The sequence below is a fragment of the Diaphorobacter oryzae DSM 22780 genome (assembly GCF_059568935.1).
In genome coordinates this window covers 157,288-179,483 of sequence record NZ_JCANUL010000001.1, presented here as the reverse complement: position 1 = coordinate 179,483, position 22,196 = coordinate 157,288, and the positions used below count along the sequence as shown (strand labels likewise).

The 22,196-nt window shown below is 68.5% G+C and carries 17 protein-coding genes; 11 read left to right on the top strand and 6 right to left on the bottom strand.

Annotated features, from left to right (window positions below; translation table 11 throughout):
• The first annotated feature begins 93 nt into the window (after positions 1 to 93).
• On the top strand, positions 94 to 1,113 hold the full coding sequence (dusA, locus tag BP68_RS00845) for a tRNA dihydrouridine(20/20a) synthase DusA (protein ID WP_496368117.1): 1,020 nt from the start codon (positions 94 to 96) through the stop codon (positions 1,111 to 1,113).
• Here the strand turns inward: dusA and BP68_RS00840 are convergent.
• Complete coding sequence (locus BP68_RS00840; protein ID WP_496368115.1) at positions 1,103 to 3,799, bottom strand: bifunctional diguanylate cyclase/phosphodiesterase; 2,697 nt, start codon at positions 3,797 to 3,799, stop codon at positions 1,103 to 1,105. The genes dusA and BP68_RS00840 overlap by 11 nt on opposite strands.
• 255 nt (positions 3,800 to 4,054) lie before the next feature.
• Here BP68_RS00840 and BP68_RS00835 point away from each other — a divergent pair, with 255 nt between their 5' ends.
• The 3 genes from BP68_RS00835 to BP68_RS00825 all read left to right on the top strand — a co-directional run bounded on the left by BP68_RS00835 (position 4,055) and on the right by BP68_RS00825 (position 7,292).
• Entirely contained in the window at positions 4,055 to 5,107 is a 1,053-nt protein-coding gene (locus BP68_RS00835) for a GTP pyrophosphokinase (RefSeq protein WP_496368113.1), read from the top strand.
• Between the two features lie 182 nt (positions 5,108 to 5,289).
• Entirely contained in the window at positions 5,290 to 6,609 is a 1,320-nt protein-coding gene (locus BP68_RS00830) for a polyhydroxyalkanoate depolymerase (RefSeq protein ID WP_496368111.1), read from the top strand.
• 8 nt (positions 6,610 to 6,617) lie between these two features.
• Complete coding sequence (locus tag BP68_RS00825) at positions 6,618 to 7,292, top strand: RnfABCDGE type electron transport complex subunit B (protein WP_496368109.1); 675 nt, start codon at positions 6,618 to 6,620, stop codon at positions 7,290 to 7,292.
• Positions 7,293 to 7,334: 42 nt separating this feature from the next.
• Here BP68_RS00825 and BP68_RS00820 read toward each other — a convergent pair whose 3' ends face one another.
• Entirely contained in the window at positions 7,335 to 8,843 is a 1,509-nt protein-coding gene (locus BP68_RS00820) for a methyl-accepting chemotaxis protein (RefSeq protein ID WP_496368107.1), read from the bottom strand.
• A 190-nt stretch (positions 8,844 to 9,033) separates the two neighbouring features.
• Between BP68_RS00820 and dapC the strand changes: the two genes are divergently transcribed.
• The 6 genes from dapC to BP68_RS00790 all read left to right on the top strand — a co-directional run bounded on the left by dapC (position 9,034) and on the right by BP68_RS00790 (position 16,533).
• Positions 9,034 to 10,236: a succinyldiaminopimelate transaminase gene (dapC, locus tag BP68_RS00815; RefSeq protein WP_496368105.1), complete on the top strand. Its 1,203-nt coding sequence runs from the start codon at positions 9,034 to 9,036 to the stop codon at positions 10,234 to 10,236.
• An 8-nt stretch (positions 10,237 to 10,244) separates the two neighbouring features.
• Positions 10,245 to 11,069: a 2,3,4,5-tetrahydropyridine-2,6-dicarboxylate N-succinyltransferase gene (gene dapD, locus BP68_RS00810; protein WP_496368103.1), complete on the top strand. Its 825-nt coding sequence runs from the start codon at positions 10,245 to 10,247 to the stop codon at positions 11,067 to 11,069.
• Positions 11,070 to 11,124: 55 nt separating this feature from the next.
• Positions 11,125 to 12,288 (top strand): PilT/PilU family type 4a pilus ATPase, encoded by a 1,164-nt coding sequence (locus BP68_RS00805; protein ID WP_496368101.1) that lies wholly within the window; start codon positions 11,125 to 11,127, stop codon positions 12,286 to 12,288.
• Positions 12,289 to 12,342: 54 nt separating this feature from the next.
• The gene (gene dapE / locus BP68_RS00800) at positions 12,343 to 13,518 is read left to right on the top strand and encodes a succinyl-diaminopimelate desuccinylase (RefSeq protein WP_496368099.1); all 1,176 of its coding nucleotides are present in this window, start codon (positions 12,343 to 12,345) and stop codon (positions 13,516 to 13,518) included.
• Positions 13,515 to 14,438 (top strand): 50S ribosomal protein L3 N(5)-glutamine methyltransferase, encoded by a 924-nt coding sequence (gene prmB / locus BP68_RS00795; protein ID WP_496368097.1) that lies wholly within the window; start codon positions 13,515 to 13,517, stop codon positions 14,436 to 14,438. Before dapE ends, prmB begins: the two co-directional genes overlap by 4 nt.
• Before the next feature lie 106 nt (positions 14,439 to 14,544).
• A complete protein-coding gene (locus BP68_RS00790) occupies positions 14,545 to 16,533 on the top strand; it encodes an ATP-binding cassette domain-containing protein (protein WP_496368095.1) in 1,989 nt (662 codons plus the stop codon).
• Between the two features lie 490 nt (positions 16,534 to 17,023).
• Here the strand turns inward: BP68_RS00790 and phbB are convergent, their stop codons facing one another.
• From phbB to BP68_RS00775, 3 genes are all read right to left on the bottom strand, one after another.
• Positions 17,024 to 17,761, bottom strand: coding sequence for an acetoacetyl-CoA reductase (gene phbB, locus BP68_RS00785; RefSeq protein ID WP_496368093.1), 738 nt, complete (start codon positions 17,759 to 17,761; stop codon positions 17,024 to 17,026).
• A 184-nt stretch (positions 17,762 to 17,945) separates the two neighbouring features.
• Complete coding sequence (locus BP68_RS00780) at positions 17,946 to 19,124, bottom strand: acetyl-CoA C-acetyltransferase (protein WP_496368091.1); 1,179 nt, start codon at positions 19,122 to 19,124, stop codon at positions 17,946 to 17,948.
• Between the two features lie 148 nt (positions 19,125 to 19,272).
• Positions 19,273 to 20,982, bottom strand: a complete 1,710-nt coding sequence (locus BP68_RS00775; protein ID WP_496368089.1) for a PHA/PHB synthase family protein — start codon at positions 20,980 to 20,982, stop codon at positions 19,273 to 19,275.
• Between the two features lie 154 nt (positions 20,983 to 21,136).
• On the opposite strand from BP68_RS00775, the gene BP68_RS00770 reads away from it, so the two are divergent.
• On the top strand, positions 21,137 to 21,439 hold the full coding sequence (locus BP68_RS00770; protein WP_496368088.1) for a hypothetical protein: 303 nt from the start codon (positions 21,137 to 21,139) through the stop codon (positions 21,437 to 21,439).
• Here the strand turns inward: BP68_RS00770 and pgeF are convergent.
• A complete protein-coding gene (gene pgeF / locus BP68_RS00765) occupies positions 21,356 to 22,195 on the bottom strand; it encodes a peptidoglycan editing factor PgeF (protein ID WP_496368087.1) in 840 nt (279 codons plus the stop codon). The genes BP68_RS00770 and pgeF overlap by 84 nt on opposite strands.
• Position 22,196 lies beyond the last annotated feature (1 nt).

The window sequence follows — 22,196 nt, the reverse complement described above, 5'->3', positions numbered from 1 at the left end:
CTCAAAACCCGGCACAGAGCACCTAAACCCCCTGGCCCGCCGCCCGCCGGCCGGAACTGGGACAATGCCGCCCCTCGCCCTGAAAAACACACCGTGGAATCCGCGCTCCCCTCCTCCCCGCACAGCCCCTGGCGCATGTCCGTCGCCCCGATGATGGATTGGACCGACAGGCACTGCCGCCACCTGCACCGCCTGCTGTCGCGCCAGACGCTGCTCTACACCGAGATGGTGACCACCGGCGCCCTGGTGCACGGCGATGTGCAGCGCCACCTGCGCTTTGGCGAGGCCGAGCATCCCGTGGCGCTGCAGCTCGGGGGCAGCGAGCCGGCCGACCTGGCCCACAGCGCACGCCTGGGCGCGCAGTGGGGCTACGACGAGATCAACCTGAACTGCGGCTGCCCCAGCGAGCGCGTGCAGCGCGGCGCCTTCGGCGCCTGCCTGATGAACGAGCCGCGCCTGGTCGCCGACTGCGTGAAGGCCATGGTGGACGTGGTGGATGTGCCGGTCACGGTGAAGCACCGCATCGGCATCGACCAGACGGAAGACTACGGCTTCGTGCGCGACTTCGTGGGCACCGTGGCCGACGCGGGCTGCCGCGTTTTCATCGTGCATGCGCGCAATGCCTGGCTCAAGGGCCTTTCCCCGAAGGAAAACCGCGAAATTCCGCCGCTGCGCTACGACGTGGCGGCGCGGCTGAAGAGCGACTTCCCGCATCTGACCATCGCCATCAATGGCGGCTTTCAGACCGACGAATCCGTGCTGGAGCAGCTGGCGCTGGTCGACGGCGTGATGGTGGGCCGCGAGGCCTATCACAACCCCTGGTGGCTGGCGCGCTGGGACGAGCGCTTCTACGGCGCGGCGCCCGGCACGCTCACCCGCGAGCAGGTCGAGGAGGAGATGGTGGCCTACATGGAGCGCGAGGCCGCCGAGCACGGCACGCACTGGTACGCCGTGGCGCGCCACATGCTGGGCCTGCGCAACGTGCTGCCCGGCGCGCGCCGCTGGCGCCAGGTGTGGAGCGACCACCGCCTCAAGCACCTGCCCGCGCGCGAGGTGATGGCCCTGGCGCGCACCAAGCCGGGCGCGGCGCAGCCCGAGCCGGTCAGCCCCTGAGGCGGGCCAGCCAGTCCTCCAGCGGCTCGGGCCGGCCGAACAGGTAGCCCTGCAGCCCGTCGCAGTGGTGGGCCGTGAGAAAGTCGGCCTGCTCCTGCGTTTCCACGCCCTCGGCCACCACGCGCAGGCGCAGGTGGCGCGCCACCGAGAGGATGGCCTGCACGATGGCGGCGTCGTTGGCGTCGGCCGGCGTGTCCTGCACGAAGCTCCGGTCGATCTTGAGTTCGTACAGCGGCAGCTTCTTGAGGTAGGCCAGGCTGGAATAGCCGGTGCCGAAGTCGTCAATGGACAGGCGCACGCCCAGGGCCACCAGCTCGTCCATGCGCCGCGCCGTGTCTTCCCAGTTCTCCACCAGCAGGCTTTCGGTGACCTCCAGCGTCAGCAGATCGGCCGGCGCGCCCGTTTCGGCCAGCGCCTGCCGCACCTGGTCCACGAAGTCCGCCTGCCGGAACTGGCTGGGGCTCACGTTGACCGAGATGGCCAGCGCATGCCCGTGCAGCTGCAGTTCGGCCAGCGCGGCGCAGGCCCGGCGGATCATGGCCGCGCCCAGGCGGGCGATCAGGCCCGCAGCCTCGGCGACGGGAATGAACTGGGCCGGCGGCACGGCTCCGCGCTGCGGGTGGTTCCAGCGCAGCAGCAGCTCGCCGCCGGTCAGGCGGCCCTGAACATCGACCTGGGGCTGCACATAGGTCAGCAGCGCGCCGCTGGCCACGGCGCTCTTCAGGTCCTGCTCCAGCGCCAGGCGCTCCTGCACCTCGGCGTGCATGCCCTGCTCGAAGAAGCACACCTGGTTGCGCCCGCGGTCCTTGGCGCGGAACATGGCGGTGTCGGCCTCGCGCAGCAGGTCCTCCACGCCCTCGGCGCCCTTGGGAAACAGCGCCACCCCGATACTGCCGGTGCTGCCGTAGCGCGTGCCGTCCACGTCGTAGGGCGCGTCCAGGCTTTCGCGCAGGTGCTGCGCGCGCTGCAGCGCCTGCCACCGCGCGGCCCCGGACTCGCTGCCCAGCCTGGGCACCAGCATCACGAACTCGTCGCCGCCCAGCCGCGCCACGATGTCCCCCGGGGCGGCTGCCGCCTGCAGCCGCCCGGCGGCCTGCTCCAGCAGGCTGTCGCCCACGCCGTGGCCGCGCGCGTCGTTGATCTGCTTGAAGTTGTCCAGGTCGATGTAGAACAGGCCACCCAGGTGGCCGCTTTGGCGCGCCGCCAGCAGCGCGGCGCGCATGTGCTGCAGCAGCAGGCGGCGGTTGGGCAGACCGGTCAGGGCGTCGAAATAGGCCAGGCGGTACATGGCGGCCTCGGCCTCGTGGCGGCGGCTGACATCGCGCGACAGGGCGATGAAATGCCGGCCCGTGCCCGCCTCGGCCTTGCCGCCATCCTTGCAGGCCACCGACAGCTCGAACCAGCGCGTGCCGTCCGGCATCTGCAGGCTGTACTGGCGCCCTTCGGAGTAGCCGTGCTCGCGGGCCTCGTCCAGCGCCGCCATGCATTCGGCGGCGGCATCCGGCGGCAGCACGTCCCGCAGCGTGCGGCCGATCATCGCCTGCGGCGCCTGCCCCACCAGGTCGGTGCGCGCCGAGCGGTAGTGGTGGATGCGGCCGCCGTCGTCCACCTCGAACAGCAGGTCAGGCACGGCGTTCAGCGTGCTTTCCAGCTCGTCGCGCGTGCGGCGCAGCTCGCCCGTCATCTCCCGCGCCAGGGCCATGGCGCGCTGGCGCGCGGTGATCTGCAGGCCCATGAACCAGCCGGCCAGCAGGCTGAAGCCGACGCCCAGCAAGGCGATGATGTGGTGGGCCGAGCCCTCGAAGCGCTGCTCGAACGAAGGCAGCGGGTACAGCACCAGCGTCCAGCGCCGCCCGCCCAGGTCCAGGCTGCGCAGCGCCTCCAGGCCGCCGTTGACGGCGTGGGGCGCGTAGTCCTCGCGCGAGGCAAAGATGTTCACGCCGCCGGCCACCGACGGGCCGTCATGGATCGCCAGGGCCAGGTCGCTGTCGAGTTCGTGCGCCAGGCCCTGGATCACTTCCGATATCCAGAACGGCGCGGCCACCCAGCCGGCGATGGCGCGGCGGCGCTCGGCCGTAGTGCCCAGCGGGGCGCTTCTGGCGTAGAGCGGCATGTACATGGCCAGTAGCGTCGGCGCGCCCGCTGCGTCGTACACCCCCAGGGGGCCCGACAGTGCCATGGCGCCCGAGTCCCGGGCCCGGGCCAGCGCCTCGCGCCGCGCGGGCTGCGTCATGGCGTCCAGGCCCAGTTCCTGCTGGTTTTCGGGGCTCATGGGCTCGATGTGGGTGACCGGCGCGTGCAGCGCCTGGTCCGCGACCGGATGCAGGCGGTAACCCGGCAGCCCTTGCGCGCGCATGGCGGCCTCATGCTGAGCAGCCCGCGATGACGGCACGCCCGCCAGCAGCGCAATGCCCTGCAGTCCCGGGCGGGTCTGCGGAAGCTTCAATGCCTCCACATAGGCGCGAAATTCCCGGTGGTCGATGCTGTCCGAGCCCTCGTAATAGCCCTTGACGCCGCGCAGCACCATCTCGTAGGCGGCCATGCGGTCCGAGAGGTTGGAGACGACGCGCTCCACGGCCGTGCCGAAGATCTGCAGGCGGCGCTCATGGCGCGCCCGTTCCACGTTGTGCCAGACCAGGTAGGTGGCGCACAGCAGCACCAAGGTCAGCAGCAGCGCGGCGACCATACCCGGATGCCAGGGAGAAAAACGTTCGGGAGAGTTCCGTTGGATGACCGCCGCAGTATTCATGCACCGCCGAGCGTGGCATAGCGCCCGCCGCAAGACAATAGGGAAGCGCCACATGGGCCGGTGCGGCGCAGGGGATTCGGCCACGGCGGCGGAATGCGGCGTTGTCCTACCGACGCCGCAACGCCGCCGTCAGCGCCCTGCTCTACCATCGGCGGCTGTCCCGTGAACCATCCATTCCTGCCGCCGCATCCCATGTCTTCTGCGTCCCATCTCACCCGCGAGGAAGCGGCCTTCCACGCCTTCTACGCGCAGGAGCGCCCGGCCCTGGAGCATGCCTGCGCCTTCTACGTGGCGCTGCTGCAGTCCATCCTGTCACAGGCACGCGATATCGACATTTCCAAGGTCGAGGCCCGCGTGAAGGACCGCGACGAGTGCGTGCGCAAGTTCTCGCGCAAGTACCGCGCCGCGCTCGAGGAAAGCGGCGCACCCTACGAGATCCGCCACTACATCACCGACCTGGTCGGCGTGCGCGTGGTCTGCCTGTACGAGGACGAGCTGGAGAAGGTGGCGCAGATCGTGCAGTCGCACTTCGACGTGATCGACGTGACCGACAAGGTGAGCGCCATGGAGGGCACCGAGGCCTCGTTCGGCTACAAGGGCCTGCACCTGGACCTGCGGCTCAACGCCGCCCAGGCCGCGCTGCCGGAGAACGCCGCCTTCGCCGGCCAACCGTTCGAGCTGCAGGTGCGCACCATCATCCAGGACTCCTGGAGCGTGCTGGACCACAAGATCAAGTACAAGAAGTCGATTCCCGCCGAGCTCAAGCGGCGCATCAACGTGCTGTCGGCGCTGTTCGAGCTGGCCGACCGCGAGTTCCGCCAGATCCGCGACGCCACCGACGCCGAACTGCTGCGCGCCCCCGACGAGACGACCGAGCCCGAGACGGGGCCCGCCCGCCCGCCCGCACCGGGCAGCGAGCTCAACGCCTTCACCTTCCTGAAGATCGCCAACCATTTCTTCAAGGACCAGGAATTCGACGCCCACAAGGTGGACCTGTTCGTGGACGACATCCGCGCCTGGTCGCCGGGCATCACGCGGGCGCGCTTCAATGCGCTGATGCGCGAAACCCTGGCCACCGTCAAGCGCTACAAGCAGTTCTACGAGGAGCAGAACCCCGAGGGCAGCTTCAACCCCTTCACCGTGATCCGCCACTGCCTGTACCTGGGCGACAAGCAGGTGTTTCGCCGCACGCTGCGCAACAGCTCGCGCGAGGCCTTCGAGTCCTGGCTGCAGGACAACGACTGAGCCGATTTTTAGTCAAAAGTGCCTCTAGCGCTTATGCAGCAAGCGCCGACAGCTATCAATACCATTGCAAAAAAGAGGCGCAATCCTGTCACATTCGCGACAAAGCATCGGTAATTGCACGGCCGGCAGGATCTTGCAACTGCTGCTATATTGCACTGCAACATAACCATATCCTTCGCCCCATGCTGTACACCCTCTACGAGACCCAGCGCTCCCTGATGGAGCCCTTCGCCGACCTGGCGCAGGCGGCGGCCAAGCTTTACAGCAACCCGCTGTCGCCCTTCAGCGAGACGCAGCTGGCCCAGCGCATGTCCGCCGGCTACGAACTGCTGTACCGCCTGGGCAAGGACTACGAAAAGCCCGAGTTCGGCCTCACCACGGTGGACGTGGATGGCGTGAGCGTGGCCATCCACGAGCGCGTCGAGGTGGACAAGCCCTTTTGCGAGCTGCGCCGCTTCAAGCGCTTCTCGGACGACCCCGACACCCTGCTCAAGCTCAAGGGCCAACCCGTGGTGCTCATCGTCGCGCCGCTGTCGGGGCACTACGCCACGCTGCTGCGCGACACCGTGCGCTCCATGCTCGGAGGCCACAAGGTCTACATCACCGACTGGAAGAACGCGCGCATGGTCCCGCTGTCCGAGGGGGAATTCCACCTCGACGACTACGTGAACTACGTGCAGGAGTTCATCCGCCACCTGCAGGGCATCTATGGCAACTGCCACGTGATGAGCGTCTGCCAGCCCACGGTGCCCGTGCTGGCGGCCGTGTCGCTCATGGCCAGCCGCGGCGAGGCCACGCCGCTGACCATGACCATGATGGGCGGCCCCATCGACACGCGCCGTTCGCCCACTGCGGTGAACAACCTGGCCACGCAGCGCAGCTTCGAGTGGTTCGAGAACAACGTCATCTACCGCGTGCCCGCCAACTTCCCCGGCGCCGGCCGGCGCGTGTATCCGGGCTTCCTGCAGCACACGGGCTTCGTGGCCATGAACCCGGACCGGCACGCCAGCAGCCACTACGACTATTTCAAGAACCTCATCCGGGGCGACGACGCGAGCGCCGAGGCCCATCGCAAGTTCTACGACGAGTACAACGCCGTGCTCGACATGGACGCCGACTACTACCTGGAGACCATCAAGACGGTGTTCCAGGACCACCGCCTGGTCAGCGGCACCTGGGACGTGCGCTCGCCCGAGGGGCACATCGAGCGCGTGCGCCCGCAGGACATCACCGGCACCGCCCTGCTGACCATCGAGGGCGAGCTGGACGACATCTCCGGCTCCGGCCAGACCGAGGCCGCGCAGGGCCTGTGCTCCGGCATCGCGGCCAACCACCGCCACCACCTGGAGGTCAAGGGCGCCGGCCACTACGGCATCTTCAGCGGCCGCCGCTGGCGCGATCAGGTCTACCCGCTGGTGCAGGACTTCATCCTGTCCCGCCAGCCCGAACAGGCGCAGCAGATGGCTGCGCCGCGCGCACGGCGTGCGCGCTCGGGCACTTGAGCGGCGCCATGGCCGCCCCCGCGGCCCTGCCGTCCACCAAGACGGATCTGGCGGCCCTGGCCGCGCGCATTGACGCCGCCCTGCCCCAGACCCAGTGCACGCGCTGCGGCTACCCGGACTGCGCCGCCTACGCGCATGCCGTGGCCAGCGGCGGGGCCGGCATCAACCAATGCCCGCCCGGCGGCGCGCAGGGCGTGGAGCGCCTGGCGGCCATCACCGGCCAGCCCGCGCTGCCGCTGAGCGCCGCGTATGGCCTGGAGGCACCCCGCGCCGTGGCCGTGATCGACGAGGACTGGTGCATCGGCTGCACGCTGTGCATCAAGGCCTGCCCCACCGACGCCATCCTGGGCCTCAACAAGCGCATGCACACCGTGATCGCGCCGCATTGCACGGGCTGCGAGCTGTGCCTGCCCGTCTGCCCCGTGGACTGCATCCGCATGGACAATGCCAGCGGCCAGGCCACGGGCTGGGCCGCCTGGTCCGCGCCCCAGGCCGAGCAGGCCCGCACGCGCTATCTTGCCCACCAAGAGCGCCTGCGGCGCGAAGAGCAGGAGGCACAGCAACCCGTAGCGCCGCCTGCGCCTGCCGATGCGCAGGCGACCGCCCCGTCCGCCGACCCCAAGCGCGCGGCCATCGCGGCGGCCCTGGCGCGCGCCCGGGCACAGCGCGCCGAACACGGCTGAGGCCAGGCTAAGGAACGGCCGGGACGCGCCCGCCGGACGCCGTCAGGCCAGGGCAGCCAGCGACTTGTACACGCCGCAGCCCAGGTACACGTCGCCCACGCGCTGCACGAACGACATCTTGGTCTGCACGGCCCCGCTGGCCGGGTTGGTGATGTCGTACTCCACCCAGCCGGGGCCACGCTCCGCCTGCGCCACGATGTCGCGCACCAGTTGCTCGCCGGCGATGCCCGGAATGTCCTGCACGCGCGTGCCCACCTTGGCGGGGTTGCCGCCAAAGGCCAGGTAGGTACCGGCCGCATCCAGGGCGAACACGTACATGTCCCGGTCGTGGTAGGGCTGCGCCGGATCGGTCAGGGTGCGCAAGAAGGCGTCGCGCGCACGGCCCCGGTGCAGGGCAGCGGCACCTTCGACCAGCGCGACGGCCTCCTCGGCGGTGCCCTGCTGCAGGCGAAAGGACAGCACCGCCTGCGACAGCGTGGAGGCCCGGCTCTCCAGCGCCTGCGCCTGGCGCAGGGCATCGCCCACCATCTGGGCGTTGCGCTGGGTGATCTGATCGAGCTGCTGCACGGCGGCGCTGATCTCCCGCAGGCCCGTGCCCTGCTCGTTCACCGAATGCGAAATCTCGCTCACATGGCTTGCCACGCCCCGGATGCCGTCCGTCATGGAGGCGATGCCGTCGCCCGCCGAGCGGATCAGGCCGGCGCTGGCCTCCACCTGCTGTACCGATGCGCCGATCAGGCCCCGGATCTCGCGCGCGGCCTCGGCCGAGCGGCCCGCCAGGCTACGCACCTCGCCCGCCACCACGGCGAAGCCCCGGCCCTGCTCGCCGGCGCGCGCGGCCTCCACGGCCGCATTCAGCGCCAGGATGTTGGTCTGGAAGGCGATGCCGTCGATCACGCCGATGATCTCGCCCATGCGCCGGGCGTCGCCCTGGATGCCCTGCACCGACTCCACCGCCCGCACCATGGCCTGGGTGCCGGCCTCGGCCGCCTCGCGCACCTCGATCGCGCGCCGGTCGGCCACGCTGGCCGCCTGGGCGTTGTTGTTCACAGCCGATGACAGCTGCTCCACGCTGGCCGCGGTCTGCTCCAGGCTCGCGGCCTGCTGCTCGGTGCGGTCGGCCAGCTCCCGGTTGTCCGATGCCAGGCTCTGCCCCGCATGGGCCACCAGCGCCGCATTGCTGCGGATGTCGGCCACCATGGACGACAGCGTGAGCACCATGCTGTCGAGCTGCTCGCCCATGCGCGCCAGTTCGTCCCGGCCCCGCACCCCGGCACGGGCGCACAGGTCTCCGTGCGCCGTCCGCTCCATGACCTGTCCCAGGCGCCGCAGATCGCCCGCCACGCTGACCTGCATCGCCGCGGCCAGGTAGGCCGTACCCAGCACCGCGGCGGCGCACACGCCCCAGGTGACCAGGGGGCCCAGGCCCTGCACGCCGGCCACCGCCAGCAGGGCCAGCACGGCCGCGCCGCCCAGCAGGGCCAGCTTGGCCGAAAAGCGCAGCTGGCGCATGAGCCACACACCCGGCCGCAAAATGAGTGAACCCGTCATCGTCCCTTGTCTCCATCAATGCCGCCGGCCAACGTCCCTGGCGTCGACTTCCTGAATGCCCGCACAAATGATGCCAGTTGTAACCACAACCGGCGCCATGAAGTGACCAGGAAACCCCGGGTATTTATTGCGCTGGATCAGACGTAGGCGGCGTGCCGTCCCCTCGCCGCCATCCCCGATAATCGACGCCATGAATCCCCTGCTTTCCCTACTGCAGCCCTATCCGTTCGAGCGGCTGCGACAGCTTTTTGCGGGGGTCACCCCCTCTGCCGCGCACCCCGCCATCAGCCTGGGCATCGGCGAACCCCGGCACGCCACGCCGCGCTTCATTCAGGACGCGCTGGCAGCCAACCTAGGGGGACTGGCCAGCTATCCGTCCACCGCCGGCGATCCGCGCCTGCGCGAAGCCTGCGCGGCCTGGATGCAGCGGCGCTACGGGCTGGCCGTGGACCCGGCCACGCAGGTGCTGCCGGTCAACGGCTCGCGCGAGGCCCTGTTCTCCTTCGCGCAGACGGTGATTGACCCGTCCCGCCCCGGCGCCACCGTGGTCTGCCCCAATCCCTTCTACCAAATCTACGAGGGCGCGGCCCTGCTGGCGGGCGCCACGCCGCACTACGCGCCCAGCGATCCCGCGCGCAACTTCGCCGTGGATTGGGACAGCGTGCCCGAGGCCGTGTGGCAGCGCACGCAGCTGCTGTTCGTGTGCTCGCCCGGCAACCCCACGGGCGCCGTGATGCCGCTGCAGGAATGGGAAAAGCTGTTTGCGCTGAGCGACCGCCATGGCTTCGTGATCGCCTCGGACGAGTGCTACAGCGAGATCTACTTCCGTGACGAGCCCCCCCTGGGCGGCCTGGAGGCTGCGGCCCGGCTGGGGCGCACGGACTACCGCAACCTGATGGCGTTCACCAGCCTGTCCAAGCGCAGCAACGTACCGGGCCTGCGCAGCGGCTTCGTCGCGGGCGACGCGGTGCTCATCAAGGCCTTCTTGCTCTACCGCACCTACCACGGCGGCGCCATGGGCCCGGCCGTGCAGGCCGCGAGCATCGCCGCCTGGAACGACGAGGACCATGTGGTGGAAAACCGGGCGCTGTACCGCCAGAAGTTCGCCCAGGTCACGCCCCTGCTGGCCGACGTGATGGACGTGCGCCTGCCCGATGCCGGCTTCTACCTCTGGGCCAAGGTGCCCGAAGCCCTGGGAATGAGCGACGCCGAGTTCGCCCAGGCCCTGCTGGCTCAATACAATGTCACGGTGCTGCCCGGCAGCTACCTGGCCCGCGATGCAGGCGGCGCCAATCCCGGCGCCCAACGCGTGCGCATGGCCTTGGTTGCCGAGGCAGAAGAATGCGTGCAGGCCGCGCAACGCATCGTCCAGTTCATCCAATCCCGTACCTGACCGAACCCATGACCCAACAACTGCAGACCCTGATCGACAACGCCTGGGACAACCGCGCCAGCCTCTCGCCCTCCTCCGCGCCCAAGGAAGTGGTGGACGCCGTCGAGCATGTGATCGCCGAACTCAACAACGGCAAGCTGCGCGTGGCCACCCGCGAGGGCGTGGGCCAGTGGACGGTGCACCAGTGGATCAAGAAGGCCGTGCTGCTGTCGTTCCGCCTGAAGGACAACGAGCTCATGAAGGCCGGCGACCTGGGCTTCTTCGACAAGGTGCCCACCAAGTTCGCCCACCTCAGCGCCGACGAGATGGCCGCCACCGGCGTGCGCGTGGTGCCCCCGGCCGTCGCGCGCCGCGGCAGCTTCATCGCCAAGGGCGCGATCCTGATGCCCAGCTACGTGAACATCGGCGCCTACGTGGACGAAGGCACCATGGTCGACACCTGGGCCACCGTGGGCTCGTGCGCGCAGGTCGGCAAGAACGTGCACCTGTCGGGCGGCGTGGGCCTGGGCGGCGTGCTGGAGCCGCTGCAGGCCAACCCGACCATCATCGAGGACAACTGCTTCATCGGCGCGCGCTCCGAGATCGTCGAGGGCGTGATCGTCGAGGAAAACTCCGTGATCTCCATGGGCGTGTACATCGGCCAGAGCACCCCGATCTACGACCGCGCGACGGGCGAGACGACGTACGGCCGCGTGCCCGCGGGCTCGGTGGTGGTGAGCGGCAACCTGCCCAAGGACAACGGCCGCTACAGCATGTACGCCGCCATCATCGTCAAGAAGGTGGACGCCAAGACCCGCTCCACCACCAGCCTGAACGACCTGCTGCGCGACTGATCCATTCGCCGCCGACCAGCGCCGCGCACGACAACAACCACTGAGAGGGACGAGCATGAGCACGATGGAACGGATTCTTCGCCTCATGGCGGAAAAGAAGGCCTCCGACGTCTACCTGTCGGCCGGTGCGCCGGCGCTGATCAAGATCAACGGCGAATGCGTGCCGATCAACAGCCAGATCCTGCCGGGCGACGCGCCCCGCAGCCTGCTGTCCGAGATCGTGCCGCCCGACCGCATCGAGGAGCTGGTGGAAACCGGCGAGCTCAACATGGGCGTGCCGCTGTCGGGCGTGGGGCGCTTTCGTATCAGCGCCATGCGCCAGCGCGGCAGCTACGCGGTGGTGATCCGCTTCATCGCGCAGAACATTCCGAAGCTGTCCACGCTGAACCTGCCGCCGGTGCTCAGCGAGCTCATCATGGAAAAGCGCGGCCTGATCCTGGTCGTGGGCGCGACCGGCTCGGGCAAAAGCACGACGCTGGCCGCGATGCTCGACGAACGCAACGAGGCCCTGACGGGCCACATCCTCACCGTCGAGGACCCCGTCGAATACCAGTTCAAGAACAAGAAATCCATCGTCAACCAGCGCGAGATCGGCAGCGACACGCAGTCGCTGCAGACGGCGCTCAAGAACGCGCTGCGCCAGGCGCCCGACGTGATCCTGATCGGCGAAATCCGCGACCGCGAAACCATGTCGGCCGCCATCGCCTACGCGCAGTCGGGCCACCTGTGCCTGGCCACGCTGCACGGCAACAACAGCTACCACGCGCTCAACCGCATCCTGTCCTTCTACCCCGTCGAGGTGCGCCCCACCATGCTGGGCGACCTGGCCTCGGCGCTCAAGGCCATCGTCTCGCAGCGCCTGGTGCGCTCGAGCGCCGGCGAGCGCCTGCCCGCCGCCGAGGTCATGCTCAACACCAAGCTGGTGGCCGACCTGGTCGAGAAGGGCGACTTCTCCGGCGTGCGCGAGGCCATGGAAAAGTCCATGGCCGAGGGCTCGCAGACCTTCGAGGAGGCGCTGGCGCGCCTGATCCTGGACGGCAAGATAGACCGCAAGGAAGGCATGGCCTACGCCGATTCGCCCACCAACCTCATGTGGCGCCTGCAAAACGACTTCTCCATCGCGGCCAAGGCGGCGCAGGCCAGCCAGGAGGCCGGCCATCAGTCCGAGGACGACGAGCCCTCGTTCACCGAGATCGTGCTGGACGTGAAGCCCGCCTGAGGCCCATTCCCCAGGGGCCCTGCGCCGCGCAGGGCCCCACCACCCGCTTCCCCCATGTCCCCCACCCTGCTACTGACCGAACAACTCATCGCCCGCCCCTCCGTCACGCCCGACGATGCGGGTTGCCTGGACCTTCTGGCCGACCGGCTGGCCCCCCTGGGCTTTGCCTGCGAACGGCTGGACAGCGGGCCCGAGAGCTTCCGCGTCAGCAATCTATGGGCAAAACGGGCTGCAGCGCCCGCCACTCAAGCGCAAAACGCTATCAAAACAGTAGTATTCGCCGGACACACCGACGTGGTTCCCACCGGGCCGCTGGAGCAGTGGAGCAGCCCGCCGTTCACCCCCACGCACCGCGGCGGCCGCCTGTACGGCCGTGGCGCGAGCGACATGAAGACCTCCATCGCCGCCTTCGTCGTGGCCGTGGAGGAGTTCCTGGCGGCCACCCCCGCGCCCGCGATCGCCATCGCGCTGCTGCTCACCAGCGATGAGGAAGGCCCGTCGGTGGATGGCACCAAGGTCGTGGTCGAGCAGCTGCGCGCGCGCGGCGAGCGCCTGGACTGGTGCATCGTCGGCGAGCCCACCTCGGTCGAGAAGACCGGCGACATGATCAAGAACGGCCGCCGCGGCACGCTGTCGGGCCGACTCACCGTGCGCGGCGTGCAGGGCCACATCGCCTACCCGCAGCTGGCGCGCAACCCCATCCACCAGGCCGTGCCGGCGCTGGCCGAGCTGGCCGCCACCGTCTGGGACGAGGGCAACGCCTTCTTCCCGCCCACCAGCTGGCAGATGAGCAACATCCACGGCGGCACGGGCGCGACCAACGTCATCCCGGGCCATGTGGTCATCGACTTCAACTTCCGCTTCAGCACCGAATCCACGGCCGAGGGCCTGCAGCAGCGCGTGCACGCCCTGCTGGAGCGCCACGGCCTCGAATACGACCTGGCCTGGACGCTGGGCGGCCAGCCCTTCCTCACGGCGCCGGGCGAGCTGGTGACCGCCGTGCAGCAGGCCATCCACGCCGAGACGGGCCTGAACACCGAGCTGTCCACCACCGGCGGCACCAGCGACGGGCGTTTCATCGCCCAGATCAGCCCGCAGGTCATCGAGCTGGGCCCGCCCAACGCCAGCATCCACAAGATCGACGAAAACGTGCTGCTGGCCGACATCGAGCCGCTCAAGAACATCTACCGCCGCACGCTCGACAACCTAAACGCACAGGCCTCGGCATGACGGCGGCGGTTCACGGCTACACCGTGGGCGCGCTGGTCGCCAGCGGGGCGGCCTGCCTGACCGCTGCGGGCGTGGGCTTCGGCCACGGCACCACCAACGCACACGACGAGGCCGCCTGGCTGGTGCTGTGGCGCCTGGGCCTGCCGCTGGACAGCGTGCTCGACGACGGCGCCCCCGATTCAGTGGCAAATCAACCCGTAGCGCCCGCCAGTCAAGCGCAGGTAGCTACACTTTTTGAAGAACGCATCCGCACCCGCAAGCCCGCCGCCTACCTGACGCACGAGGCCTGGCTGCAGGGCGTGCCGTTCTACGTGGACGAGCGCGCCATCGTGCCGCGCAGCTTCATCGCCGAGCTGCTGGCCGACGGCAGCATCGACGGCTGGCTCAGCGACCAGACGCGCCAGGTGCTCGACCTGTGCACCGGCAACGGCAGCCTGGCCTGCCTGGCCGCCATGGCCTGGCCCGACGTGCAGGTGACGGGCGCCGACATTTCGCCCGACGCCCTGGCCGTGGCGCGCATCAACGTGGACAAGCACGGCCTGCAGAAGCGCGTGCGGCTGCAGCTCTCCGACGGCCTGGCGGCCCTGCCCGGCCCGTGGGACCTGATTCTGTGCAACCCGCCCTATGTGAATGCCGCCAGCATGGCAGCGCTGCCTGCCGAATACCGGGCCGAACCCGCGCTGGCCCTGGCCGGTGGCGACGACGGCATGGACTTCGTGCGCCAGCTGTTTGCCGCCGCGCCCGCCTGCATGAGCGAAGACGCCGTGATCGTCCTGGAGATCGGCAACGAGCGCGCTCACTTTGAAGCGGCCTTCCCCCAACTGCCTGTTTTCTGGCTCGACACCAGTGCCGGCGAGGACCAGGTTGTGCTGGTCAGCCGACAGGCCCTGGCCGCCCAAACCCGGCTCACGGCACAATAGAGGGCTGCGCGCCACCGCCTGGGCCATTCATTGGCAGGCGCATTGCGGCCCCCGATTTTTCATGCCACCCGCCGCGCGCGCGGGTGCGCCTTTTTCTGAATCCCGGATGATCACCCTTAAAAACGTCACCTTGCGACGCGGCACCAAAGTCGTGCTCGACAGCGTGTCTACCACCATCAACCCCGGCGAAAACGTCGGACTCGTGGGCCGCAATGGCGCGGGCAAGTCCAGCCTGTTTGCACTGCTCAGCGGCAAGCTGCACGAGGATGGTGGCGATTTCCACATCCCCACGAGCTGGCGCATGGCCGAGGTCGCGCAGAACATGCCCGAGACCGACCAGTCGGCCACCGACTTCGTGCTGGAGGGCGACACCCGCCTGGCCGAGGTGCAGCAGCAACTGATAGCCGCAGAGGCCAGCGATGACGGCATGGCCATCGCCCACGCCTACTCCGACCTGCACGACGCGGGCGCCCACGATGCCGTGGCCCGCGCGCAGGCGCTGATCCTGGGCCTGGGCTTTCGCGTGAGCGAGCTGGACCAGCCCGTCAACAGCTTCTCGGGCGGCTGGCGCATGCGCCTGCAGCTGGCGCGCGCGCTGATGTGCCCCAGCGACCTGCTGCTGCTGGACGAACCCACCAACCACTTGGACCTGGACGCCCTGGTCTGGCTCGAAGCCTGGCTCAAGCGCTACGCGGGCACCATGATCGTGATCAGCCACGACCGCGAGTTTCTGGATGCCATCACCAACGTCACGCTGCAGATCCAGCAGGGCGAACTGAACCGCTACGGCGGCAACTACAGCAAGTTCGAAGAACTGCGCGCCCAGCAGCTGGAGTTGCAGCAGGCCAGCTTTGCCAAGCAGCAGGAGAAGATGGCCCACCTGCAGAAGTTCATCGACCGCTTCAAGGCCAAGGCCAGCAAGGCCAAGCAGGCGCAAAGCCGCGTCAAGCAGCTCGAACGCATGGAGAAGATCGGCCCCGTGCTGGCCGAGGCCGACTTCACCTTCGAGTTCAAGGAACCGGCCAGCCTGCCCAACCCGATGCTGGCCATCAGCGAGGCCTCGTTCGGCTATGTGGACGATGAGGGCACGCCCACCACCATCCTCACGGGCGTCAACCGCTCGGTGCTGGCGGGCCAGCGCATCGGCATCCTGGGCGCTAACGGCCAGGGCAAGTCCACCCTGGTCAAGACCATTGCGCGCACCATGAAGGCCCTGGGCGGCCACATCACCGAAGGCAAGGGCCTGAACATCGGCTACTTTGCCCAGCAGGAGCTGGACGTGCTGCGCCCCGCCGAGAACCCGCTGGAGCACATGATCCGCCTGGCCAAGGAGCTGGGCCCCGACGCCAAGCAGCCCAGCCGCGAGCAAGACCTGCGCAGCTACCTGGGCAGCTTCAACTTCACGGGCGACATGGTCAAACAGGCCGTGGGCACCATGAGCGGCGGCGAGAAAGCCCGCCTGGTGCTGGCCATGATCGTCTGGCAGCGCCCCAACCTGCTGCTGCTCGACGAGCCCACCAACCACCTGGACCTGGCGACCCGCGAGGCCCTGGCCATGGCCCTCAACGACTTCGACGGCACCGTCATGCTGGTCAGCCACGACCGCGCGTTGCTGCGCTCGGTCTGCGAGGACTTCTGGATGGTCGGCCGGGGCGTGGTTGGGCCGTTTGACGGCGATCTGGATGACTACCAGCGCTACCTGCTCGAAGAATCCAAGCGCCTGCGCGAAGAAGCCCGCCTGGCCGAACAGGCCCAGGTGGCGGCTGCCCCGGCTCCAGCCCCTGCAGCAGCCCCGCCTTCTTCACGGGGGGACGGACGCGAACAGCGCAAGCTCGATGCCCAGGCACGCCAGCAGCAGGCAGAAAAGACCCGCCCTCTCAAGAAGGAGTTGGAGCAGATCGACAAGCGCCTGGCAGCCCTGTCCGCCGAGCGGGCGGCCCTGGAGCAAAAACTGGCCGACCCCCTGCCACCCGCTGAGATTGCCGAGTGCGGCCGGCGCCTGAAGGCAGTCCACGATGAAACGGCCCAGTTGGAGGAACGCTGGCTGGAAATTTCTTCGGCGCTCGAAAGCATCTCGGCGGCGGTGGCCAATTGAAGATGTAAATCTTCGTACACAACCCACGGTGTTTTATGGCTCTATCGCTTACTCAACAAGCGTGAATAGCTATTAATTTAATAGCGAATCAAGACGCGTACATTCGGGCACTTGCGGTTGCATCTTTTTGCAGAGTACTGTCAACGGACTGTGGTTTGACCGCGTTGTTGGTGCATCACAGGAGTTTTTCAGCATGAACACCACCGCAATCTTGTCCGCTTGGCCCGAAGACGAACGCGATCGCAAGCGCGCCCCGGCCCGCTTCTGAAGGCGCGGCAGCCCGCCCCCATTCGCAGCCCCTCCAATGTCCGCCACCGCAGTGACGCACGCAACGTACCCAGGTACGGCCAGCGTTTCTACGGCAGGGTGCATTGCCTGAGCCCACCGAAGAAAGGCCCCCGGCAGCCCCTTCCCCCTTGCTCCTTCCCACAAAAAACCCCGCATCGCGGGGTTTTTTGTTGTCCAAAGGGCCTCTGTTCGGCCCCAGGCATCAGCCCATGTGCAGGCCACCGTTGACGGAGAAGTCCGCACCCGTGGCATAGCCGCCCTCTTCCGAGGCCAGCCAGGAGATGATGGAAGCGATCTCGCTGGGCTCGCCCAGGCGTTTGACGGGCACGGTGGCCACGATCTTTTCCAGCACGTCGGGACGGATGGCCTTGACCATGTCCGTGCCGATGTAGCCCGGGCTCACGGTGTTCACCGTCACGCCCTTGGTCGCCAGCTCCTGCGCCAGCGCCATGGAGAAGCCATGCATGCCGGCCTTGGCGGCCGAGTAGTTGGTCTGCCCCGCCTGGCCCTTTTCGCCGTTCACGCTGCTGATGTTGACGATGCGGCCCCAACCCTTTTCCACCATGTCGGCCACGACCTGCTTGGTCACGTTGAACATGCTGTTGAGGTTGGTTTCGATGACGGCGTCCCAGTCCTCGCGCGACATCTTCAGGAACATGCGGTCGCGCGTGATGCCCGCGTTGTTGACCAGCACATCCACCGTGCCGTGCTCGGCCTTGGCCTTGGTGAAGGCCTCCACGGTGGAGTCCCAGTCGCCCACGTTGCCGACCGATGCGTGGAAGGTATAGCCCAGCTCCTTTTGCTCGGCCAGCCACTTGCCGTAGTCACGGGTGGGGCCGCAGCCCGCGATGACCTTGAACCCGTCCCGGTGCAAGCGCTGGCAGATGGCCGTGCCTATCCCACCCATGCCTCCTGTGACGTACGCGATTTTCTGGCTCATTGTGTGCTCCTGGTTTTATGAAGAAATGGACCGACTCGACAGCCACTCTACCCAAGAATCGCGACAGAACCGAGGAGGAAAACGCGGGTGCCATGGCATTGTTGTCATAGCGCACAGATGAGGCATTATGCGGGGTTCGGCGCGGGCGGCATGCCAGCCCGCGCCGGTGCCCCGGCCAGAGGAATCAGCGCTCCAGCGCCATGGACACGCCCATGCCGCCGCCAATGCACAGCGCGGCCAGGCCCTTGCGGGTGTTGCGGCGCTGCATCTCGTGCAGCAGGGTCACGAGCACCCGGCAGCCCGACGCCCCGATCGGGTGGCCGATGGCGATGGCGCCGCCATTCACGTTCACCTTGGCCGGGTCCAGCCCCAGTTCCTGGTTCACCGCGCAGGCCTGGGCGGCAAAGGCCTCGTTGAGTTCGAACAGCTCCACCTCGCCCGCACTCCAGCCCGCGCGCTGCAGGGCCTTGCGCGATGCATGCACGGGGCCCATGCCCATGGTGGCGGGGTCCAGTCCGCTCGTGCCATAGGCGGCGATGCGCGCCAGCGGCGTCAGGCCCAGGGCCGCGGCCTTTTTGGCGCTCATGACCACCACGGCGGCGGCGCCATCGTTGAGGCCCGAGGCATTGCCCGCCGTCACCGAGCCCGCCTTGTCGAACGCGGGGCGCAGGCCGGCCAGTGCGTCGGCGCTGGTCCTGCGGTTGAGGTACTCGTCGGCCGCGAAGACGATGGGATCGCCCTTCTTCTGCGGCAGCGCCACGGGCACGATCTCGTCCACGAAGCGGCCGGCGTCCTGCGCGGCCGCGGCCTTTTGCTGGCTGGCCAGGGCCAGGGCGTCCTGCATCTCGCGCGTGATGCCGTATTGCTTGGCCACGTTCTCGGCCGTGATGCCCATGTGGTACTGGTGATACACATCCCACAGGCCATCGACGATCATCGTGTCGACCAGCTTCCAGTCGCCCATGCGCTGGCCCTCGCGCGAGCCATTGAGCACATGCGGCGCCAGGCTCATGTTTTCCTGGCCACCGGCCACCACGATCTCGCTGTCGCCCGTGGCGACGGCCTGTGCGGCCAGCATCACGGCCTTCAGGCCCGAGCCGCACACGGCGTTGATCGTGAGCGCCGGCGTTTCCTGGGCCACGCCGGCCTTCATCATTGCCTGGCGCGCGGGGTTCTGGCCCACGCCGGCCGTGAGCACCTGGCCCATGATGACCTCGCCCACCTGGTCGGGCGCAACCCGCGCCCGCGCAAGCGCCTCGCGAATGACGATGGCGCCCAGGTCCGTGGCCGGAGTCTTGGCCAATGCGCCGCCGAACTTGCCCACGGGCGTGCGCACGGCGGAAACGATGACGATGTCTTCCATGGTGAGTCCTTTCGGTTCGGCACGAAGGCTCCGGGCTGGGCCTGCGCATGCCATCAGCCGCCCTGCGGCGGCACAAGGACAGCATTTTCCGCCGATCCGGCATCAGGACGATTGCGTACGCACAAGGGGGCCGCAAGCCCCCCGGTTTTCAGGCCTTTTGCTGCACGTAGCGCCCGGGCGCGGGCTCGGTGGCCTTGAATTTCGGTGCCTTGCCGTAGGCCTTGGGCGCCAGGACCTGGCGGCCGGCGTGGCCCTTGAGCCAGGCGCACCAGTCGTCCCACCAGCTGCCGGGCTGCTCCGTCGCTCCGGCCAGCCAGGCATCCAGCGTGGCGGGCAGCTTGCCATCCTCGCGCAGCCAGTGGCTGCGCTTTTTCTTGGCCGGCGGGTTGATCACGCCGGCGATATGGCCCGATGCGCCCATGACGAAGCGCTTCTTGCCCGGCAGCACCTGGGTGGACGCATAGGCCGCCGCGGCGGGAACGATATGGTCCTCGCGCGAGCCGTAGATATAGACCGGCAGCTTGAGCTGGCGCAGATCCAGCTTTTCACCGCACACGGTCAGCACGCCGGGTTGGATGAGGTTGTTTTCCAGATAGAAGTTGCGCAGGTACCAGGCGTAGTAGGGGCCGGGCAGATTGGTGCTGTCGCTGTTCCAGTACAGCAGGTCGAACGGCGGCGGCGTCTCGCCCTTGAGGTAGTTGCCCACCACGTAGTTCCACACCAGGTCGTTGGGCCGCAGGAAGCTGAAGGTGGATGCCAGGTCCTGCCCCTTCATGAGCCCGCCCTGCCCCATCTGCAGCTCGCGCATGCGAACGAAGGGCTCGTCGATGAACACGTCGAGGATGCCGGTGTCGGCGAAGTCGATGAGGGTGGTGAGGAAGGTGGCGCTGGCCACCGGCTCCTGCCCGCGCGCGGCCAGCACGGCCAGCGCAGTGGCGAGCATGGTGCCGCCCACGCAGAAGCCCAGGGCGTTGATCTGCTCGGCGCCGCTGATCTGCTGCACCGTGGCGATGGCGGTGAGCACGGCGCCGTCGATGTAGTCGTCCCAGGTCTTGTGCGCCAGCGAGGCATCGGGGTTGCGCCAGCTCACCACGAAGGTGCGGTGGCCCTGGGCCACGGCGTGGCGGATCAGCGAGTTCTCCGGCTGCAGGTCCAGGATGTAGAACTTGTTGATGCAGGGCGGCACCATGAGGAAGGGGCGCTCGAACACCTTGGGCGTGAGCGGCTTGTACTCGATGAGCTGGAACAGCTCGTTCTCGAACACCACCGCGCCCTCGGTCGTGGCTACGTTGCGGCCCACCTCGAAGCGGCTCTCGTCGGTCATGGAAATGTGGCCCTGGCGCATGTCGCGCAGCAGGTTGGCTACGCCCTTGGCGATGCTCTCGCCCTGGGTGTCCAGCGCCTTCTTCTGGGCATCGGCGTTGAAGGCCAGGAAGTTGCTGGGCGCCATGGCCGCCAGCCACTGCTCCACGCTGAAGCGGATGCGCGCGCGGGTCTTGTCGTCGGCCTCCACCGCATCCACCAGGCCCATGAGGGTGCGTGCCTGCAGCTGGTAGGCCGCCACGGACAGGGCAGAAAGCGGGTTCTGCGCCCAGCCCTCGCCGGCGAAGCGCTTGTCGGCGGTGCCCGGCGCTTCGGGATGCAGGCTGTGGCTCCAGAGGGCGCGCAGTTCATCGAAGTACCGCTGCTGCAGTGCGGCCAGCTTGTCGGGCGCGAAGCCGACCGGTGCGGCATGCGGTATGGACAGCGAGGCGTTCGCCTCCGCGGGCTGCAGGGCCTGCAGCATCTTGCTCCAGCCCTCTCCCAGCGTCTGCTGGAACTGCCGGGCGCTCTCGGCCCAGTCTGCGTCGAAATTCATGCGGCCTCCGTGGATAGACCCGGGCGTGGGCCTTCGCCCTGATTGTTGCCGAGGCGGGCGCGGCGTGGGAATCCGCAGCGGCCCCGCAGGGCTTTGCGTTCCCCGCGCAGTGGCGGGCCCGCCACAATCCCTGTTTTATCGGCGGAAATCGATCATGTACCTGGTGGTTATCGGGTGGCTGTACGTCACCTTGCTGATGGCCGTGGCCGAGGCCACGGCCGCCAATGGCTCGGTGCTGGGCGCCATCGTCACCTTCGTGCTCTACGGGCTGCTGCCCATGGCCATCGTGCTCTACATCCTGGGCACGCCGGCGCGCAAGCGCGCCATCCGCGCGCGCGAACTGGCAGAGGCGGCCGTGCAGGCGCCCGCCGCGTCAGGCGTCCATCCAGACGCAGGCAGCCATGCGGCCGCTGGTGCCGAGCACGGGGGTGTCGCGCCGGTGCGAAAAGAACCGTGAGGGGTTGCCCACGGTGCACCAGGCGGGCGAGCTGTCGTTGCCGTACAGCGCGGTAACGCCCTGGGCGCGCAGGCGGTGGCGCGCCAGTCCTGCCAGATCGGCCAGCAGCTTGCCGGCGCTGCCGTGCGGCCTGAAATACGCGCCGGCCTGCGGGTCTTGCGCGCAGAAGGCGTCGCGCACCTCGGGGCCGACCTCGAAGGCCTCGGGGCCTATGCAGGGGCCCAGCCAGGCGATCACCTCATCCGGCTCTTCGGATGCTATTTTTTTTATAGCCACTTGCGCTTGATCCACCTGCGCTGGAGCACTAAAAGGCTTCAAGGCCGCCTCCAGCATCCCGCCCGCCAGCCCGCGCCAGCCCGCATGGGCCGCCGCCACGCGCGTGCCGGCGCGGTTGGTGAACAGCACGGGCAGGCAGTCCGCCGCCATGACGATGCAGGCCACCCCGGCGGCCTGGGTGGTGCAGGCGTCGGCATCCAGGCCGTCGGGCGTTTGCGGGTCCAGCGGCTGCACGTCTGTTCCATGCACCTGGCGCAGATAAACGGCCCGCACGGCGCAGCCTCCGGCGCTCAGCGCGGCCTGCAGCGTCGCCCAGTTGGCCTGCACGGCCTCGGAGGCGTCGCCCACGTAGCGGCCCAGGTTGAAGCTGCCGTAGGGCGCCGCGCTCACGCCGCCGCTGCGCGTGGTGCACAGCGCCCGCACATGGGGCGGCGCGGGCCAGTCGGGCCGCAGCCAGTCGAAGGGCACGGGGTGTGTCATC

Excerpts from the sequence above, each read along its gene's own strand:
- BP68_RS00840 (WP_496368115.1), bottom strand. The coding sequence starts at position 3,799 with ATGGTCGCCGCGCTGCTGCTGACCTTGGTGCTGCTGTGCGCCACCTAC.
- BP68_RS00835 (WP_496368113.1), top strand. The coding sequence starts at position 4,055 with ATGTCTTCTGCGTCCCATCTCACCCGCGAGGAAGCGGCCTTCCACGCC.
- BP68_RS00830 (WP_496368111.1), top strand. The coding sequence starts at position 5,290 with ATGCTGTACACCCTCTACGAGACCCAGCGCTCCCTGATGGAGCCCTTC.
- BP68_RS00825 (WP_496368109.1), top strand. The coding sequence starts at position 6,618 with ATGGCCGCCCCCGCGGCCCTGCCGTCCACCAAGACGGATCTGGCGGCC.
- BP68_RS00820 (WP_496368107.1), bottom strand. The coding sequence starts at position 8,843 with ATGACGGGTTCACTCATTTTGCGGCCGGGTGTGTGGCTCATGCGCCAG.
- dapC (WP_496368105.1), top strand. The coding sequence starts at position 9,034 with ATGAATCCCCTGCTTTCCCTACTGCAGCCCTATCCGTTCGAGCGGCTG.
- dapD (WP_496368103.1), top strand. The coding sequence starts at position 10,245 with ATGACCCAACAACTGCAGACCCTGATCGACAACGCCTGGGACAACCGC.
- BP68_RS00805 (WP_496368101.1), top strand. The coding sequence starts at position 11,125 with ATGAGCACGATGGAACGGATTCTTCGCCTCATGGCGGAAAAGAAGGCC.
- dapE (WP_496368099.1), top strand. The coding sequence starts at position 12,343 with ATGTCCCCCACCCTGCTACTGACCGAACAACTCATCGCCCGCCCCTCC.
- prmB (WP_496368097.1), top strand. The coding sequence starts at position 13,515 with ATGACGGCGGCGGTTCACGGCTACACCGTGGGCGCGCTGGTCGCCAGC.
- BP68_RS00790 (WP_496368095.1), top strand. The coding sequence starts at position 14,545 with ATGATCACCCTTAAAAACGTCACCTTGCGACGCGGCACCAAAGTCGTG.
- phbB (WP_496368093.1), bottom strand. The coding sequence starts at position 17,761 with ATGAGCCAGAAAATCGCGTACGTCACAGGAGGCATGGGTGGGATAGGC.
- BP68_RS00780 (WP_496368091.1), bottom strand. The coding sequence starts at position 19,124 with ATGGAAGACATCGTCATCGTTTCCGCCGTGCGCACGCCCGTGGGCAAG.
- BP68_RS00775 (WP_496368089.1), bottom strand. The coding sequence starts at position 20,982 with ATGAATTTCGACGCAGACTGGGCCGAGAGCGCCCGGCAGTTCCAGCAG.
- BP68_RS00770 (WP_496368088.1), top strand. The coding sequence starts at position 21,137 with ATGTACCTGGTGGTTATCGGGTGGCTGTACGTCACCTTGCTGATGGCC.
- pgeF (WP_496368087.1), bottom strand. The coding sequence starts at position 22,195 with ATGACACACCCCGTGCCCTTCGACTGGCTGCGGCCCGACTGGCCCGCG.